The 17,786-nt window shown below is 62.5% G+C and carries 14 protein-coding genes and 1 pseudogene; 7 read left to right on the top strand and 8 right to left on the bottom strand.

Annotation, left to right across the window (positions count from 1 at the left end):
* Window positions 1-218, bottom strand: a pseudogene (locus C482_RS07170) (hypothetical protein); the annotation flags it as partial.
* Window positions 219-550: 332 nt separating this feature from the next.
* Between C482_RS07170 and C482_RS07175 the strand changes: the two are divergent.
* From C482_RS07175 to C482_RS07190, 4 genes are all read left to right on the top strand, one after another.
* The gene (locus C482_RS07175) at window positions 551-1,489 is read left to right on the top strand and encodes an ABC transporter ATP-binding protein (protein ID WP_006166863.1); all 939 of its coding nucleotides are present in this window, start codon (window positions 551-553) and stop codon (window positions 1,487-1,489) included.
* Window positions 1,486-2,268, top strand: a complete 783-nt coding sequence (locus C482_RS07180; RefSeq protein ID WP_006166864.1) for an ABC transporter permease subunit — start codon at window positions 1,486-1,488, stop codon at window positions 2,266-2,268. The genes C482_RS07175 and C482_RS07180 overlap by 4 nt, the downstream gene beginning before the upstream one ends.
* Window positions 2,269-2,278: 10 nt before the next feature.
* On the top strand, window positions 2,279-3,061 hold the full coding sequence (locus tag C482_RS07185; RefSeq protein WP_006166865.1) for an ABC transporter permease subunit: 783 nt from the start codon (window positions 2,279-2,281) through the stop codon (window positions 3,059-3,061).
* Between the two features lie 206 nt (window positions 3,062-3,267).
* On the top strand, window positions 3,268-4,389 hold the full coding sequence (locus C482_RS07190) for a hypothetical protein (protein WP_006166866.1): 1,122 nt from the start codon (window positions 3,268-3,270) through the stop codon (window positions 4,387-4,389).
* Window positions 4,390-4,514: 125 nt separating this feature from the next.
* Here C482_RS07190 and C482_RS07195 read toward each other — a convergent pair whose 3' ends face one another.
* The 5 genes from C482_RS07195 to C482_RS07215 all read right to left on the bottom strand — a co-directional run bounded on the left by C482_RS07195 (window position 4,515) and on the right by C482_RS07215 (window position 11,250).
* Complete coding sequence (locus C482_RS07195) at window positions 4,515-7,313, bottom strand: valine--tRNA ligase (protein ID WP_049896549.1); 2,799 nt, start codon at window positions 7,311-7,313, stop codon at window positions 4,515-4,517.
* Between the two features lie 395 nt (window positions 7,314-7,708).
* On the bottom strand, window positions 7,709-8,605 hold the full coding sequence (locus C482_RS07200) for an HFX_2341 family transcriptional regulator (protein ID WP_006166868.1): 897 nt from the start codon (window positions 8,603-8,605) through the stop codon (window positions 7,709-7,711).
* A gap of 48 nt (window positions 8,606-8,653) precedes the next feature.
* Window positions 8,654-9,355, bottom strand: coding sequence for a hypothetical protein (locus C482_RS07205; protein WP_006166869.1), 702 nt, complete (start codon window positions 9,353-9,355; stop codon window positions 8,654-8,656).
* A 144-nt stretch (window positions 9,356-9,499) separates the two neighbouring features.
* Window positions 9,500-10,984 carry a sodium:solute symporter family protein gene (locus C482_RS07210; protein ID WP_006166870.1) on the bottom strand — a complete coding sequence of 495 codons (1,485 nt, stop codon included), beginning with the start codon at window positions 10,982-10,984 and terminating at the stop codon, window positions 9,500-9,502.
* Window positions 10,981-11,250, bottom strand: a complete 270-nt coding sequence (locus tag C482_RS07215) for a DUF3311 domain-containing protein (protein ID WP_006166871.1) — start codon at window positions 11,248-11,250, stop codon at window positions 10,981-10,983. The genes C482_RS07210 and C482_RS07215 overlap by 4 nt, the downstream gene beginning before the upstream one ends.
* Window positions 11,251-11,425: 175 nt before the next feature.
* On the opposite strand from C482_RS07215, the gene C482_RS07220 reads away from it, so the two are divergent.
* Together C482_RS07220 and dnaG are read left to right on the top strand one after the other, a co-directional pair.
* Window positions 11,426-12,382, top strand: coding sequence for an ArsR/SmtB family transcription factor (locus tag C482_RS07220; protein ID WP_006166872.1), 957 nt, complete (start codon window positions 11,426-11,428; stop codon window positions 12,380-12,382).
* A 200-nt stretch (window positions 12,383-12,582) separates the two neighbouring features.
* Complete coding sequence (gene dnaG, locus C482_RS07225) at window positions 12,583-14,058, top strand: DNA primase DnaG (RefSeq protein WP_006166873.1); 1,476 nt, start codon at window positions 12,583-12,585, stop codon at window positions 14,056-14,058.
* Between the two features lie 83 nt (window positions 14,059-14,141).
* Here dnaG and C482_RS07230 read toward each other — a convergent pair whose 3' ends face one another.
* Both C482_RS07230 and C482_RS07235 read right to left on the bottom strand, forming a co-directional pair.
* Entirely contained in the window at window positions 14,142-15,257 is a 1,116-nt protein-coding gene (locus C482_RS07230; protein WP_006166874.1) for a hypothetical protein, read from the bottom strand.
* A gap of 306 nt (window positions 15,258-15,563) precedes the next feature.
* Complete coding sequence (locus C482_RS07235) at window positions 15,564-16,940, bottom strand: DUF92 domain-containing protein (protein ID WP_006166875.1); 1,377 nt, start codon at window positions 16,938-16,940, stop codon at window positions 15,564-15,566.
* 163 nt (window positions 16,941-17,103) lie between these two features.
* Between C482_RS07235 and C482_RS07240 the strand changes: the two genes are divergently transcribed.
* Entirely contained in the window at window positions 17,104-17,709 is a 606-nt protein-coding gene (locus C482_RS07240; RefSeq protein ID WP_006166876.1) for an undecaprenyl diphosphate synthase family protein, read from the top strand.
* Window positions 17,710-17,786: the final 77 nt, after the last annotated feature.

A 17,786-nucleotide genomic window follows, 5' to 3' on the forward strand; every position in this document is an offset into this window, starting at 1 on the left:
TCAGAGATGTGTATAAGAGACAGGTGTTGGTCCGTTCCGGTTTCGGTTCCGTTCCTGTCTTCGTCTCCATTCCCACCTCCGTCTTCGCTGCCGTTCCCGCCTGGCTCGTCCGAGCCGTTCTCTGCTGGTGCCCCCGGGTCGGTGTCCAGACAGCCGACAACGGCCCCGAGGCCCGCCGCACTGAGACCGAGCAGGTGGCGTCGATCGAGTTCGTCCATGCAATCACTGACGGAATTCGATGACAAAACAGTGTTCCTAACTGAAATGATCGTTTGACCACCATCTTCGTAGTTGTTGTTCGCTCACTGACGGCCGCTATGCGACTGAACGACGATTGTCGACGGTGACTGTCGATAGTGGCTGACGACGGTGACTGACACGGTGATTGAACGGCTACGTAGACGGCACGGTCCGTCCAACACGCAGTCCCATTGGAAAGTTGAACATTGCGTAGCAGCGGAGACAGGAGTTTATGCTCAGTGACGGTGTCGAATCGCGTAGCATAGCACGTCGTGGTATTCAATCGCGTCACATCCTGAGAGGACCAATCATGTCTAGCCAGACTGCGGCACACGAGACCGAACCCACTGCTGACACAGCCACGATCAGGTTGGACGGCCTCACCAAGCAGTACGGTGACGTCATGGCCAACGACGCAGTCAGCTTCGCCGTCGAACCCGGCGAGATATTCGGCTACCTCGGACCGAACGGCGCAGGGAAGACGACGACGATCCGGCTCCTCCTCGGCCTGCTCAAGCCGACCGCCGGCACCGCAACCGTGCTCGGTGCAGATATTCGCCACCGACGAGCGCTCACTCGAGCGAAAGCCAACGTCGGCTACCTCCCGGACACACTCGGGTTCGAAGAACGGCTAACCGGCCGCGAGGTACTCGAGTACTTCGCCCGACTGCGGGGAGACGAGCGGCGGGATGAACTGCTTGAACTGTTTCGACCGCCGCTCGACAAGCCGGTCGAAACCTACTCACACGGGAATCGCCGGATGCTCGGCATCGTCCAGGCGTTCATGCACGACCCCGATCTCGTGATCATGGACGAACCGACGTCAGGTCTGGACCCGCTCAAGCAGGATCGGTTACACCTCTTTCTCGAGGACGAACGCGACGCTGGAACGACCATCTTCTTCTCCTCACACGTTCTCAGCGAAGTCCAGCGCATCTGTGACCGTGTGGGGATCATCCGCGACGGTGAGCTAGTTGCACTCGAGACCATCGAGGAGTTACTCGAACGAGGCGGGAAGGACGTCCGAGTGCAGCTCGCGGGACCGGTCGATCCGGACCAGTTCGTCACCGCGGAGATGATCGACGTCGAACTCGTCGACCGAACGGCTCGATTTACCTATACGGGTGAGGCGATCGAACTACTCGAGCACCTCGTGCAATACGACGTGACAGACATCGATATCGGCGATCCACAGCTGGACGAGGTGTTCAAACACTACTACGGGACCGACTCCCAGGAGACCGGATGACCGCAATCTTGCGCACCGAGTCGGAGCGGCTGCTGCGCGGGACACTGTTGCTGACCGGCCTACTCGTCGTTCTGTCGGTGTTCTTTCTCGTCGTCTTCCCGAGTATCCAGGACGAAGCAGCGCTGTTCGAGGAGGTGTACCCGGAGTACATACTGGCCCTGCTCGGCGTCGAAGAACTCCACACGATCGAGGGCTTTCTCGGCGGGTACATCTTCCCGTTCGTCTGGGTGCTCCTCGCTGGAATCTACTTCGCCTACGTCAGCGCCGGCATGATCTCGAGAGACGTTCGAACGCGACGCATGGATCTCACCCTCTCGAGTGCCGTCTCTCGTGAATCGGTCGTCCTCCAGAAGATCGCTGCGCTGTGGGTTCCACTGGTCGCGCTGTCGCTCGCCTTGCTCGGCACGCTCCTGCTCGGTGTGTCTCTTCTCGGGGAGTCGGTCAACCTCATCGCGCTCGCGATGGTCCACGTGCTCGGCGTCCCGTACCTGCTCGTCTGTGCCGGAATCGGGATCGTCTTCTCCGTCGTCCTCGATCGGGTCGAAACCGCCCAGGCCGCCGCGCTGGGGCTGGTGTTCGTTCTCTGGCTCGTCGACGGCCTCGCACAGCTGAATCCCGATTTCGAGTGGGTCGGTACCGTGACGCCGAGTCGGTACTACGATCCGACGGCGATCCTCGTCCACGAGGAGTACGCGCTCCTCGACGCCGGACTTCTCCTCGTCGGGTTTCTCGCCCTGTTGAGTCTCGCGACTGCCTATTTCGTCCGGAGGGATCTCTGAGGGGGCGACCATGACGGCCATCCTCCGCATCGAATCCAGAAATCGGGTTCGTGGGTCAGTTATCTTGCTTGCCGTCTTCGCGGTGTTATCGGCGCTCTACTTCTCGATGTTCCCTGGAGTCCAGGAAGAGATGGACGTCTTCGAAGAGGCGTTCCCCGGGTTCATGTTCGAACTGTTTGGGATCGAAGAACTACATACGATCGAGGGCTTCATCGCGGCGGAGATCTACTCGTTCTTCTGGATTCTGCTCGTCGGCATCTACTTCGCGTACGTCAGCGCCGGTCTGATCGCGGGCGATATTCAGGACCGGTCGATGGATCTCATCCTCTCGAATCCGGTCTCGCGCGAATCGGTCGTCCTCCAGAAGCTCGGGGCGCTCTGGGTTCCGCTAGTTGCACTGAACGTCGGGGTCGCACTCATCGTCTACGTCAGCGCACTCGCTATCGGGGAGTCGTTCAATCCTGTCGCACTCGCGATGGTCCATCTCCTCTCCGTTCCGTATCTGCTCGTCTGTGCCGGAATCGGCCTCGTCTTCTCCGTCGGGATCGACCGCGTCCGAAGTGCGCGAGCGGCGGCCCTGGGTGCCGTCATCGTCCTGTGGCTGGTCGAGGGCGTCTCGAGTCTCGATCCGGACTACGAGTGGATCGGTGCCGTCGCACCGTCCCGATACTACGACCAGACGGCAATTCTCGTCCACGAGGAATACGCACTCCTCGACGCCGGCGTTTTACTTGTTGCGTTTCTTGGGCTGGTCGTGCTTGCGGTGGCGCTCTTCGTCCGGCGTGACATCTGACGCTGCACGCCGTCGCGATTCGGACCGACCCTGTTCGCCAGTTTCTGCAATCTCGGCTACTGGCCGCCGCTCGTCAGCTACTGTAATCTCGAGTGCTGTCCGACGCTCGTCAGCTACTGCAATTTCGGCTGCTGGCCGGAGTGACAGTCTGCGCGCGGTGACCGTAGGGTCGTCTTATTTCGAAGCCGGCCGTGTACGTGCGTCCCATGGCCCCGAACCCACCAGATCGGCCGCCCCACTCGAACTGGCGAGACCTGCCGAACTGGCCGACCCGCCGAACCGTACTCGAGTACACCGGTGCAACGGCGACGCTTGCGACCCTTGGGCTCCTCGGTGGGTCAGCTGCTGCACAGGACGATGACGAGGTCGGTGCGGACGACACAGACGAAGACGATGGCGAGACCGCGACCGATGACGGCCCAGCGTACAGCTACTGGCTCCCAGACGACCCACGCGAACTCGAGTTCGTCGCCGTCGACTGGGTGACACTCAACGAGTACGCCAGCGATGAACTCGAGGACGCACAGCCGGACGACGACGTCCCCGCAGAGTTTGAGGCGGACCCGATGATCGCACCGGTCTCGGAGGGGGCGCTGTCGGCGTATCTCTTCGTCGGGCTCGACCTCGCGCAGTTTGGGCTCGGACGACTCCTCGACGACGGCGAGATGTTCGACTCGACAGTCTCGGAACTGCTGCAGACGCCCGATACGTACGTCGTGCTCGGTGATATCGACCCCGCGGAGATCGACGAGCGCCTCACCGCCGAGCCGGCGGCCGAGTTCATCAGACAACTCGAGCAAACCGACGAGATCGACGGCTACGAGGTGTACACACCCGTCGAAGACGCAGCGGGGACGGCGATCGCCGTCGGTGACGATGCGCTCGTCGTCGTCGACGACGAGGCGGTCGATGCGCTGGCCGTACTCGAGTCGATGATCGGCGCTGCAAGAGGGACCGCTGATCGGGCAGTCGATGACTCCGAGTCGTTCGCGTGGGCGCTCGAGACTGCCGGCGGGGGCGATGTCGTCATCGGCCAGTTGGGTGCTCCCGCGGGTTCGGCGGCCGCTGCAGACGACGGTGACCGGCTCGTCGACTTCGCATACCCGGAACTCGAGGGTGCCGAAACCATCGTCTCGTCACTTACTATCGAGGATGAGGAGACATCCACGGGCAACTTCGCAGCGGTTATCGACGATCCAGACGAGACCGCGCTCGCGGACGTGCTCGGTGCCTCCGGGACGGACCAGTCAGTCGACGTCGACGGCAGTCGAGTGACTGCGACAGCAACGTGGGACGAAGAGGATGTCGCTGTTGCGCGCAAAATGTAGAACCGAGAGACGAGAGCAGCGGAGGACAGCGCAGGCCAGGTCAGATCACATTCGATCAGAATACGACAAAAATTCGAATCAGTTCGCCCACCGACTCGAGTGCGATCACCGCTCGTTCGAGTCAGTTACTCGAGTACGACGACTGCCGACTCCGTCTCGATCATTTCACCCGCGCCGGAGTAGGTGCGTTCGCGTTCAATCTCGAACAGGTCGGACTCGAGTTCCTCGTCGGCGACGTGGAGCGCGGTGGCGGTGCCGTCGTCCTCTTCGAGTTCGTACTCGCCGCTTTCGATGCCGGCGTCGATATCGCCGACTTTGGAGCCGAATTTCGGCCCGAGCGTGGAGTAGTCGAGATCAATCGAGGTGATTTCGGTGGTGACCTCTGGCTCCGACTCGAGCACGGTGAGCTCCTGGACGTGCATCACGTTCTGGATGGCGTCCTCGAAGCCCTCGATCGGGCCGTAGACGGCGACCGACTCGAGGTCGGCGTTGAGCGGGAGCTGATTCTCGCTCTTGTAGCGTCGGAGCGCGCCGATGACCTCGAGTGCGGTTTCGCCGGCTGCGAGGTCGGCCTCGTAGCCCTGTGGGGTGGGCCAGTCGCGGGTGTGGATGCTCGCGTCGTTGAGTCCAGCGTTGCTGTCCGCGTACACAGCCTGCCAGATTTCCTCCGTCACGTGCGGGAGGAACGGTGCCCACAACTCGAGGAAGGTCCGGTGAGCCGTCCGCAGTGCGTACTGCGTCGAGGGGTTGTCCTCGCGGCCCTTCGCGATTTCTAAGTAGTCGTCACAGAAGGTGTTCCAGAAGAACGTTCGCAGGCGGTCGCGGGCCTTGGCGAACTCGTACTCCTCGAACTGCGTGGTGAGTTCTGCGACGGCGTCGTCGAGTTCGGCGAGGAGCCAGCGGTCGATGGGCTCGAGTTCGTCCGGTTCCTCGGGGTCTGCGGGAGCGAGGGTGTCGACGAGCTTCGAGGCGTTCCAGAGCTTGCGCAGGAGCTTCTCGCCGGCGCGGAGATCCTTCTCCTGGTACGGGAAGTCGTCGCCGACGGCGGCGCTTGCGGCCCAGAAGCGAACGGCGTCTACTGGGTACTCCGCGAGCACCTCGTCGGGGGCGACGATGTTGCCCTTGGACTTGGACATCTTCTCGCGGTTCTCGTCCAGGACGTGGCCGTTGATCATCGTCGCGTCGAAGGGCACCTCGCCGGTGTGTTCGTAACACTTGACGACGGTGTGGAACAGCCAGAACGAGATGATGTCGTGGCCCTGTGGGCGCAGGTCGAAGGGATACAACTCCGGCTTGTCCATCGCGAACTCCTCGCTCTCTGCATCCCAGTCCCAGCCCGCATTGATGAGGGGCGTCAGCGATGAGGTCGCCCACGTGTCGAAGACGTCCTCTTCGGGCTCGAACTCGTCGTGGCCACACTCTGGACAGGCGTCGACTGGCGGCTCGTCCGAGAGGGGGTCGACCGGCAGGTCCTCTTTCTCGGCCATGATCGGATGGTCACACTCCTCGCAGTACCAGACCGGGAACGGAATCCCCGAGTCGCGCTGGCGCGAGATGAGCCAGTCCCACTCCAGACCCTCGATCCAGTGCTTGTAGCGGGTGAACATCTTTTCGGGGTACCAGTCCATCTCTCGGCCGGCCTCGAGGTACTCCTCCTTGTGATCGAGGATTTCGACGTACCACTGCTTGGAGACGCGGTACTCGACGGGGGTGTCACAGCGTTCGTGGACGCCGACGGCGTGGGTGATCTCCCAGCGGTCCCGGAGGGAGCCCTCGTCGTCCAGATCCTCGACGATAGCCTCGCGGGCCTCCTCGGTGGACATTCCCTCGTAGTCGCCAGCGAGGTCGGTCATCGTCGCGGACTCGTCGATGGCGACGCGAAGTGGCAGATCGTGGGCCTGGTACCATTCGATGTCGTTCTGGTCACCAAAGGTACAGCACATCACGACGCCGCTGCCTTTCTCCATGTCGACGCGCTCGTCGGCGATGATCGGCACCTCGTGGCCGAAGATCGGTATCTTGGCTGTCTCGCCAATCAGATCCTGGTTGGCCTCGTCGTCGGGGTGGACGAAGACGGAGACACAGGCTGGAATGAGTTCGGGTCGGGTCGTGGAGATGACGAACTCCTCGCGGTCCGTGCCGTCCGAGGTCAACTCGAACGCGATATCGTTGAAGTGCGAGCCGCGCTCGTCGTCCTCCATCTCGACCTGCGAGATTGCGGTCTCACACTCTGGGCACCAGATTGCAGGCGCTTTCTTGCGGTACTCACGACCCTTTTCGTAGAGGTCGAGGAAGGAGAGCTGGGAGATGCGCTGGACGCGAGGCTCGATCGTCTTGTAGGTATTATTCCAGTCGACCGAGGTGCCAAGATCCTGCATCTTGTCGGTGAACTCGGCTTCATACTCCGCACAGACCTCGCGGCAGAGCTCCTGAAACTCGCGGCGTTCGTAGTCCTGGTGGCGGATGTCGAGTTCCGTCTCGGTCAGGCGCTCGGAGGCGATCCCGTTGTCGTCGTAGCCAAACGGGAACAACACCTCGCCGTCTGCCATCCGCTGGAAACGCGCAGCGAAGTCCTGTAGCGTCGAGCCGTAGAGGTGGCCCATATGCAGACTGCCCGACACCGTCGGCGGCGGCGTGTCGATGGCGTAGACCGTATTCGGGTCTCGCTTCGGGTCGCTCTCGTAGGCGTAGATCTCCTCGTCGACCCACCGGTCCTGCCAGTGGGACTCGACGGCTTCGGGCTCGTAGTTGCTCTCGAGTGTGGGCTCGTGGTGAGCCGTCTCGTCAGCCTGTGCTGGGTCGTCCATGCTCATGCTCTCACCGCCCGAATCGGGCGTCGTCGATACGTCGTCAGGGTGGTACGGCAGTGACTGTAATCCATCGGTGATACCGGTCGTTGCTCGGTGAATGCTGGTCGCCAACAATACATCCGTCGAAACAGGGTGGGTGATAGGGGGGCTACGGGGCCCCTACAAACACCGTCTCGCGCGGGCCGTTGAACTGACGGGCCACGACTGCGATTGCGACCGCGACGGAATCGGTCATATACAACCCGTTTTGACGGCAGTCTTGTTAGGTGTTTCGCGTCTTGTCCTTCGAACGTCGGTCTTCAGTATGTCGTCTCCAGCTTTCTTCCCATCTCAACGTACTGTCTGCATCATGCGAGGAAACCGACTCGTCTCACATCCAACTAGTTCGGCCGAATTGGTATGCCTGTCCATCTCTGCTAGCGTCGGTATGAGTGTGACGTGTATTTGGACCGCCAGGTTCGACCGCTGGATAGGAGACCGGCCGCAAGTGCGTGACAACACATTGAGACCTACACTGACTCGGAATCGGAGTGTGCACGGACCCACAACTCGCCGATTCTGGAGAGCCGCGTTCGGTAGGACTTGCCGTGTTCCTCGCGCTCGATGTACCCCTTCCCGCCCGGCCCCAGCCGGTCGACGTTGTAGATGACCTTCGAGCGGAAGCTGTCGGTGTACTCTTCGTTCAGTTCGCGGGCGAGTGACTCCGCGAGTTCCGAGACCGAGTCGAACTCGCCGTCCTCACCGAGTTTGTAGAGGATCAGCTCCTCGAACGGCTTGACGTTCGAGAACGAGGTTACAGGAAGCTCGACGATGTGTGCGCCGTCGATTTCCTTCGCGCCGATGGTGGTGCCGCGCTCGTCGAACTCCGAGAGGAGGTTGCGGGCGCTCTCGAGACGGTCGTCGATCTGGTCGTCTTCGATGGAGCCGTTCTTGAGTTCCTCGAGGAGCCGACTCTGCTCGCGGAGTTCCTCCGCTAGTTCGGTCTCTAAGTACTTCTCGGGGGCCGTGTAGTAGGTGTGGATCTGCTCGCGTTCGTCCTCGCGTTCGACCATCAGCGAGTTCGCAGCGGTCGCGAACGCGAAACTCACGGTGCGGGGCATCGCGGCAACGTTGACCCAGACCTCATTGCCGGCGTCGAGTTCGGCGGTGATGAGGTCGTAGGCCTGCTCGAACGCCTCGTCGTAGTCGTAGACGTCTTCGAGAACGAAGCGCTCGGTTTCGGCCCCGAGCAGGCTCCGGAAGTCGGTTTCGAGTTTCTCCGAGAGATGCCGAGAGTACTCGACGTTTGCCTCGCTGCCCACCGCGCCCTCTAGCAGAATGACGCTATCGACGTCGATCTGATCGCGTACGAGCGGGGCGATCAGCCGGTCGTAGTCGAAGCCGACCGGAACGATGTGCGTTTGCATAGCCCCGACTTGGACCGGTCAGCCCCTAACAGTATTGGATCGGGGCGGTCAGGCGTCCGCGTCGCTCGGCCCGTCTGGCGCTGTTGCTTCGTCGGGCACCTCGTCTCCGGGCACGGCGTCAGTCTCGGTTGCATCCGCACCGTCGAGATCAACCGTCTGAATCAGCGTTGTGATCGTCTCGCGGTCGCGCTCCGGGTTCACGTCGAGGACGAGTCCGTCGACAGAATCGTCCGCCCGATCCGCGACAGACTCGAGTGGCAACACGCCACCAGCGACCCCGTAACTCTCGGCGGTCGGCCAGACGGCGACGTTCGCTTCGGCGGCGATTCGGTCGACGTCGTCGGGCGTTCGGTCCGGCTCGACCGCGTAGCTCGTGTCGAGCACGTACCACTTTCCGGCAGCGCCGTTCGGTCCTTCGAACTCGAGTACGTCCCGCGTTTCCTCGACGGTGAGCCCGTCGTCGGCGACGGTGTCGACGAACTGGGACTTGGCCTTCGGCGCGGCCTTCGAGAGGGCGGCATCAGGAGTGATACCGATAGTCGACAGTGATGGTGAGATAGAGAGATCGACAGCAAAGAGCGATCGAACGGGGATGTCGCCCGCGCCGATCGCAGCGGTCGCCGGTTCGTCGACGGGTTCGTACAGCGTCGTCTCGGCGGTGATCGAGGCGACGAGTACGCTCGTACTTCCGGATCGGGTACCGAGTAGCTGCCACTCGTCGGTGAGCGAGGAGGGAAGATCGGTTGGCATTGGGACGTGGTAGAACGAGGGGACCTTTCGGTGTGTCGTTCTGCGAGCTGCTGACCGTCGAGGGCCTCGGGAGAACGCTCGCTGCGTTCGATTCAGACACACATCGACGCTCAACCCGTACAAATCCACGACGCTCAGCACGGCTCAATCCGCGCGCAACCCATCGAAGTACAGCGCTCGCTGCTCGTCCGCAGCCGGCGTCGTCACCAGCGACACCCCGACCGTAACGACGAGTCCGAGCACCATCCCAACCATTCCCGCCGTCCATCCCGCGTAGGCACTCGGCACAACCACCGTGAACAGGCTCGCGAGGTAAAACGCCTGGCTCGCCAGAATCCCAGCCGTCATTCCCGCACGGGTCGTCCGTCGCCAGTAGAGCGCCACGATGACCGGCAGCGCAAGCTGTGCGAACCCGCTGAAGGCCGCCTCACCAAGCTCGAACAACGTCGCCGGATTCACCAGACTCGCCAGGAACGACGCCGTCGCGAAGATAACCACGCCGACTCGCGCGACGAAGTCCTCGCGCTGTGCTGAAATCGACTGGATATCGGACCGGTACTCGAGTACCGGTCGGTAGAGGTCTCGCGTAAAGTACGACGAACCGGAGAGCAGCATCGAGTCTGAGGAGGACATCATTGCGGCCATCGCGCCGGCAATGACGAGTGCGGCGAACCAGACGGGCGTGTACTCGGCGAGGACGACGGGGAGGACGTTCCCGCCCTCTGGAATCGTCACATCGAGGCCGCGTGCCCACGCGCCGATCAGGAACGAGGGAACGAACAGGAGGACACAGAGGATGGGCCAGAGGGCAAACGACCGCTTGAGGACGGTTCGAGAGCCGGCGGCGAAGAAGCGCTGGTTCACCTGTGGGAACATCGCGACGCCGAAGCCGATCGTGATCGCGGTCGAGAGCATCCACTGGGGTGTGTAGTGGTCGCTGCCGAGTGCGAGATGTTGTGCAGCCTCCGCCTCCAGTGCTGCAGTTGCGCTCGTCGGTCCGCCGACGACGGCGAGCAGCCAGAGCATCGCGACCCAGGTCACGACGAGCATGAACGCACCCTGGAGAGTGTCTGTCCAGGCGATACCGCGCATGCCGGCGAGGACGACGTAGAGGATCATAAACGCCGTAATCAGTCCTGCGCCAGCCCAGTAGGGGATTGCACCTTCGGTCAGCGCCGTGAGCGCGGTGCCAGCGCCGACCTGCTGGAGCATCACGTAGGGAAAGAGCCAGACGAGACTGATTCCAGCCACGAGTCCACGGAACCACGTCGCACCGAATCGGTCGCCGAGCATCTCGCCGAGCGTAACGTAGCCGTGGTTCTGGCCCAGCAGCCACTGTTTGTAGCCGATTACGTACCAGAGAATCGCGAAGATGATGCCGTCCATCAGCCCCATGACGAGCACCCATTCGGGGCCTTGCTGGTAGGCCACGTTGGGACCGGCGAAGAAGGTAAACGCCGAGAGCAGTGTCGCGAAGGTGGTAAACAGGAGAACGATCGTGCCAAAGGTCCGACTCGCGAGGTAGAAGTCCTCTGCTGTCCGGTCGGCCAGCCGGTAGGCAACGAGTCCGATTGCAAGTGCCAGAATCAGGTAGCCGACGATGATGCCGAGTTGGAGTGCCAGCGTCACGGCTGGTCACCTCCGGCGTCGGTTTCAGTTTTTGCGGCCATATTGCCGGCCTGTGTCGCTCCGTCAGGTTCAATGCCGAGTCCCCAGGCACGTCGGCTGAAGAGCCAGAAGACGACCGAGGTGAGTCCCATCCAGCCAATGTGCCACCAGAGCCAGAGTGGAATGCCGGCAACCGTCCTCGAATCGCCCCAGAGGAACCACGGAATCGCGAGCGTACAGAGCACGACCGCGACCGCGAGCCAGCCGACGAGTTGCAGGTGACGCATACGCCGTGTTCGGCACGCCCGTGAGTAATAACTTTCCTTCGACATGCGGTATCGAAGACTGTTGTTCTTCAACTGCTAAAGGCGGTGCAGTCGTGCGATTTCCACTAGCTAAAACGGCTCTTTCACGTAGGAAAAGGAGTATATGTGTCGGCCAGAGAATGGATACTATAGCGATATGGCCCGTCTGTTCCCCCGCCGGTCCGAGACCACCGCCCAGGACGGGCAACCACGTGTCGTCGACCTCGAAGGTGAGGACGCCGACGCCGTTTTCAGCGCGCTCTCCTCGACGACAGCCCGACAGATTTACTCCTGTCTCGACGACGATCCCGGTACCCCGAGCGACATCGCGGACGCCATCGATTCCTCGATTCAGAACGTCCGCTACCATCTGGAGAATCTCGAAGAGGCCGGCCTGGTCGAGGTCGTCGACACCTGGTACTCCTCGCGTGGCAACGAGATGAGTGTCTACGCGACGACCGATGGTCCGCTAATCGTAACCAGCGACGAGTCGGCAGGCTCACAGCTCAAAACGGCGCTTTCTCGACTCATCGGTGGCATCGGTGCACTCGCCGGCGGGAGCCTGCTCGTGCAGTACGGACTGACACAGTGGATTGGCCCTGATAGCGCAGAGACCTGGGGTGCCGGAGCGCCAGCAGATGATGGAGACGCACGGACGGACGACGGGACACAGCAGGATGGCACAGCAGCCGACGGAGATGACGGGGGAGAGGGAGACGAAACGACTGCTGATGACGAGAGCGACGATGTAGCGGACGACGGAAACGGAGACGAAGACGAAGACGGGTTCGGAGCTGCCGAAGCAGACGACGAGGCGGATGCAGACGACACAAGCGCTGCTGACGATGTCGACGATGCAGACGATGTAGAAGCCGACGACGCAACCGCCGAAGACGAGGTCGAAACCGCAGCCGACGACATCGGCTCGTTTGATACGGAATACCAGACGGACGGCGGCGACGGCTTCGAAAACGTAACGGACGGCGTTACAGAGGCAGCAGACCCCATCCTCGCGACGGTCCCACCGGGGCTGCTCTTCTTCCTCGGCGGACTGGTCGTCCTCTTCGGCGTCTCGGCCTACTGGTACTGGCGAGCCTACCGGCCGATGCGGTAACGCTCGGCAACTGATTGGGTTTGTCTGCTCTCGGCTCCACTGACAGTGACAGACAGCACCGTGGCCACTCGTTCAGTCTCCGAACCCCACAACGGCCCCGAATGTCAACAGCTATTTGCCGTTCACGACCCAAATCTTCACTAACCCGGTCTCTGCACGCGACTCTCGCGTCACCGCGCCCCGTCTGGGGCAGATCTCCCATGGAAGACACCTCGAAATACCTCATTCACGCGGACGTCACGGCTGACGGGGTCGTCGAGCGCAGCGACGTCGTCGGTGCAATCTTCGGCCAGACCGAAGGCCTCCTCGGCGACGAACTCGATCTGCGCGATCTCCGTCAGTCACAAAAAGTCGGACGCATCGACGTCGAAATCGCAAGCACACAGGGCCAGTCCCACGGCAGCGTCACCATCGCGACCAGCCTGGACAAGGTCGAAACAGCGACGCTCGCCGCCTCCCTCGAGACCATCTCTCGCGTCGGCCCATGTCGCGCGACACTCGAGGTCCGCGAGATCGAAGACGTTCGAGCGGCCAAGCGAAAGGAAGTCGTCGACCGTGCGAAGGAACTCCTGCGGACTGGCTTTGACGATTCCGTCATGTCCTCCGAGGAGATTCTCGCGGAGGTCCGCCAGCACGTCCGCGTCGAGGATATCACGGAGTACGAAGGGTTGCCGGCCGGCCCGCGTGTCACAGACAGCGACGCCATCATCGTCGTCGAGGGGCGTTCAGACGTACTGACGCTGCTCAAGTACGGCGTGAAAAACGCCATCGCCGTCGAGGGGACGAACGTCCCCGACGCCGTCGCCGAACTCACGAACCACCGGACCGTCACGGCCTTTCTCGACGGTGACCGAGGTGGTGATCTCATTCTCGAAGAACTCTCTCAGGTCGGCGATATCGACTACGTCGCGTTCGCTCCGTCCGGAACCTCGGTCGAGGAACTCGACCACCACCAGCTGTTCGCGTCGCTTCGGAACAAGGTCCCCTACGACACTGTCTCCGGGCTGAACGAGCCGCGGGAGGCCGTCGCCGCGACGGACGGTAGCTCGAGTCCGGCACCGTCCCGAACGGACGCCAAGACCGGCCTCGCCCGCAGCGGAACGCAGATCGAATCGGCCGAGTCAGAGTCTGCACAGGCTGCTGGAGCGACCGACCAGACCGAACGTGCGAGTGCAAACGTGAGTTCGACCGATTCTGCGACGGCTACAGCGGAGACCGCGGATGCAACGACACCGAGGGGAGACGCAGATCACTCCGGGGCAGATGGTCAACACCGACAACAAGGACAACGGCAACACCGACAACGGCAACGACAACGAAACCAACAGCCCGAATCAGCGCCGGACGCCGAGTCGGATCCGAACGACCTCGAAACCGTCTACGAGCACGCGACTGCGATCATCCGCGCGGACACAGACCGCGTCCGATTCCTCGACGACGACAACGACGTACTCGAGGAAACGTCGGCGAGTGATGTCTTTGACGAGCTCGAAGCACTCGAGACGACGCCGACGACGATCATCCTCGATGGAATTCTCAGCCAGCAAATTCTCGACCTGGCGGCCGACCGCGGTGTCGAACGAATCATTGCGCGGTCGCTCGGGCAGTTCACCAAGCGACCGTCGGGTGTGCAGATCCACGCGATCGAGGATGTGGCAAGCGAGCCACCGAGCTAAGTTACGTGACCGTCAGCAGACGACGACAGATGTGGCGCGCCCATATGGCGCGCCTGCGGACTGGTCGAACGTATTCTCCGCCGCTATCGGAGCGCCTGCAGCAACTCGTCGCGGTCGGCGTCGATCTCGAACGCACGGGCGTGTGCAGCGACGAGTGCTTCGGTGTCGACAGTGGCTGTTGCCAGGACGAATCGGCCATCTCGGTCGACGCTGACGTCTCGGAGTGCTGGTGTTTCCGTTCCGCTCGATGGATCGTCGACAGACAGCGCTGATTCGACCGTCTCGGTCGACAGCCGCGAGGGTGGTGCGACGACACCGTAGGTCAGCGTCGTCTCCGCCGCAGATCGAACGCGCGCTGCTGCCCCGAGCGCCGCAGCTGCGTCGACGACAGTCGAAACAGCGTCGTCGGCGTCAGCTACCGCACCCGTCAGCAGGGCTCTGGTACTCGAGTCGAGTGCAACAGCGCCGGTTGCATCACCCGGCAGTCTCCTCGCGAGTTTGTGAGCCGCCGTTCTAGCAGGGAGCGTCGCGCCGGCGGGTGAGCGGGTCGACTGCTCGAGTGTCGCGTCGACGTGTGCGAGAGCCGGTGCACTCGCCGGCGAACCGTCCGCATCGACTCGCGAATCGTAGCCGAGAACGATTGCGGACTCCGTGAGTGCGACGGCAACGGCGCGTTCGTCGGCGATGAAGCGCGCAGTCGAGGCTTCCTGTGATTGCCCATCGCGTTGGGACTCGAGTTCGGTAAAGCCGTTCCGAGAGAGGTCACGTCGAAGCGCGCGCGTCGAAACGGACCCTGTGATGGTCGCTGAACCCGCGATCGGGGTGGTTCCTGCGACGGCGGCCGTGCCGGTCGCGGACTCGAGTGCATCGAGCGAGACGCTGTCGAATCGCTGCTCGAACGCGGAGACGAGCGGTGCGAGACCGGCGGGGAGTCTGGCGGCCCGTAGTGCGGTTCGGTTTGCGCTGCCGGTGAGTGTTGTGACGTTCGTGGGGAGGCGGTTGGCGGTTGCTGTTCGTTGGGTGGATGTGTCGGAGGTGGTAGTGGCGTTGGGTGCGGTGGCGGCAGTGGTGGTATCGACATCACCGGCCACTCCGCTGGTTATGGCCGATCCGGTGTCTACAGCGCCGACACTGCCGACCAATGGCAGTCCGCCGACGAGTGCCGCTGCGGTCCGAACGAACGCACGTCTCGATCCCATACTGGCGGTCCACACGCTCGGTACTTGAACTGCGCAGGGTAGCTTCTGAGTGAGAAAATCCGCACTCCGTATTCTGTACTCCGCACTCCGCATCGCGAACTCTACAATCCGACACTCCGCAGACTGCAATCCCGCATCGCGAACTCTACAATCCGACACTCCGCAGACTGCAATCCCGCATTCCGAACTCTACAATCCGGCACTCCGCACACTACAATCCCGCATCCCGCACCCTGCGCTCTACAATCCGACACTCCGCACTGTCACCTGCCGGTTGTACGTAGTCGAACACGGCCTCAGCGACGATCAGCCGAGCACAGCAGTCGAGAATAGCATCAACAACACCGCACAGACGATTGCACCGGAGAGCGTCGCGAGGAAGTTAACACCTTGATTGCCGAGCAGCGTCCCCTCGAGTGTCGCGCCGAGGAGACTGTCGACGGTCATCCCGACGAAGCCGGCCGCGACGATAATCGCTGCGCCGACGGCCCCGACAGCCGGAAAGAGCAGGTAGCTCAGCCCGCCGACGATGGCCGCACCGGTGAGGCCAGCCACCTCACCCTGCCAGGTGATGCCGCCGTCTGTTCCCGGCTCGACCGGCTCCAGCGTGGTGATCAACCGCGGCGTTTCGAAGACGCTTCCGACCTCACTCGAGAGGGTGTCGCTCATCGCGGTCGCGACGGAGCCAGCGAAGGCGAACAGAAAGAGGTCGGCGGTGACCGGCAACAGCCCGGCCAAACTCGCGGCGTAGCCAAGGACGGCCGCGATGGCGACGGCGGCGTTGCCGAGGACGTTGCCGCTGCCGCGAGCACCGTTGTTGTCCTCGGCGACGCCGAGTTCCTCCTTACGGCCGTAGCGGAACTTCGTCGAGAGGCCGCCGATGCCGAAGAAGGCGATGAGGACGGCGAACCAGGCGTAGCCGCCGAGGACGATGGTGAGCAGCCCGAGGAGGACGCCGGTGATCATCCCCGCGATGGAGGCTGTCTCGAGTGCGTACGAAACGTATCCCAGCAAGGCAGTGATCGTGAGTGCGAGTACGATGTCGACGGTTCCGAGGCCGGGATCGAGTTCGGCGAGCAGCCAGAGTAGGAAGCCGGCAGAGAGCATGACGACCGGATCGTCGTAGATCAGGAAGACATCGCGCAAGAGCGCAGCGAGGAGGGCACCGCTGGCTGCGAGAAAGAGTACGCTCGGTAGGACGGCTTCGATGGTTGCAGTGGTCGTGGTGGTCGTAGCGGCCGCAACGCTTCCCGGTTCGCCCGACAGCGCAAGCAGCGTCACGACCTGGCCGAGGACTGCGGCCACGGTTGCGACGAGGCAGAACCCGGCGACTGCGAGCACGTCGTTGTCAGAGCGTGCACGGACGAGGCGTTCTGCGAGGTTGCCGTAGCCGACCAGGAGGACGGTACCGACGAAGATGGCAGTCGACATCGAAGTATTGAACGCCACGAGTCCGAGGGCGACAGCTGCAAGAACGAACGTGATGAGGCCGTATAGACGGCGGTCCTCGTAGTCTCCGGGGTACGCGACCAGCTCGAAGAGCGGGCCGTCCGTGACGAGGAACGCGCCGAGCAAGACCACCGCTGCGATGGCGGTCGCGACCTCGATCCCAGCGAGCGGCACGGCGAGCACCAGCGTACTCAGCGCCGCGAAGACGCTGGCTCGCCGAACGGGTGATGTCACGATATCGGTGTCTTTCTGTGGCGGTTACTTGAAGGTTCCCGAACACGCCGCCACCTCGTTTCACGGGTGACAGGTCCTGTTCACGCCGATCCCTATAGTGCTTCTGTGCAGACGCTGAGAACGACCCGTAACCTGTATACTATCGGACGCGGAAGCCGATTCTGTGGGACTGTACGAACGCTACCTGGCTCGCCGAATCAGCCGGGACGACGCCGCCCTCCCTGAGCACATTGCACTCGTCATCACCGAACGGGACCTGCTTGAACGCGGTGCCTACGAGACACTCATCGAGTTCTTCGACTGGGCGTTCGAATACGCCGAGCGCGTCACCGTCTACGTCAGCGTCCTCGACCTCGCCGCGGTGCCCGCACTCCGACGCGAACTCGAATCGATCAACGCACCCCGTGATGTTGCCGTCCGCGGGCCGGACGATCGGGATCCCGCGGACGCGCCGATCCAGATCGGAATCGGCCTCGGCGGAAAACACGAGTTTACGAGCGCGGTCCGAACACTTGCAGAAAGCGTCGATGAGGGAACACTTGAGCCGGATGCCATCGACGACGACCACGTCGAGGATCATCTGGTCTTCTCCTCGGAGCCCGACCTGGTGATCAAAACCGGCGCGGAGCGCCTCTCGGACTTTATGATCTGGCAGTCCGTCTACTCGGAACTGTACTTTACCGATGTCAACTGGCGCGATTTCCGCAAACGAGACTTCCTCCGTGCTGTCAGAGAGTACTGCAATCGCTCACGCCGATTCGGTCGGTGACGCCGTTTGTGTCGGTAACGCGTGCTCGTCGCGTCCGTTCACACTAACATCTTATCGTCTCTGCTTTCACTCCTCGT

Source organism: Natrialba chahannaoensis JCM 10990 (assembly GCF_000337135.1).
Lineage (GTDB): Archaea > Halobacteriota > Halobacteria > Halobacteriales > Natrialbaceae > Natrialba > Natrialba chahannaoensis.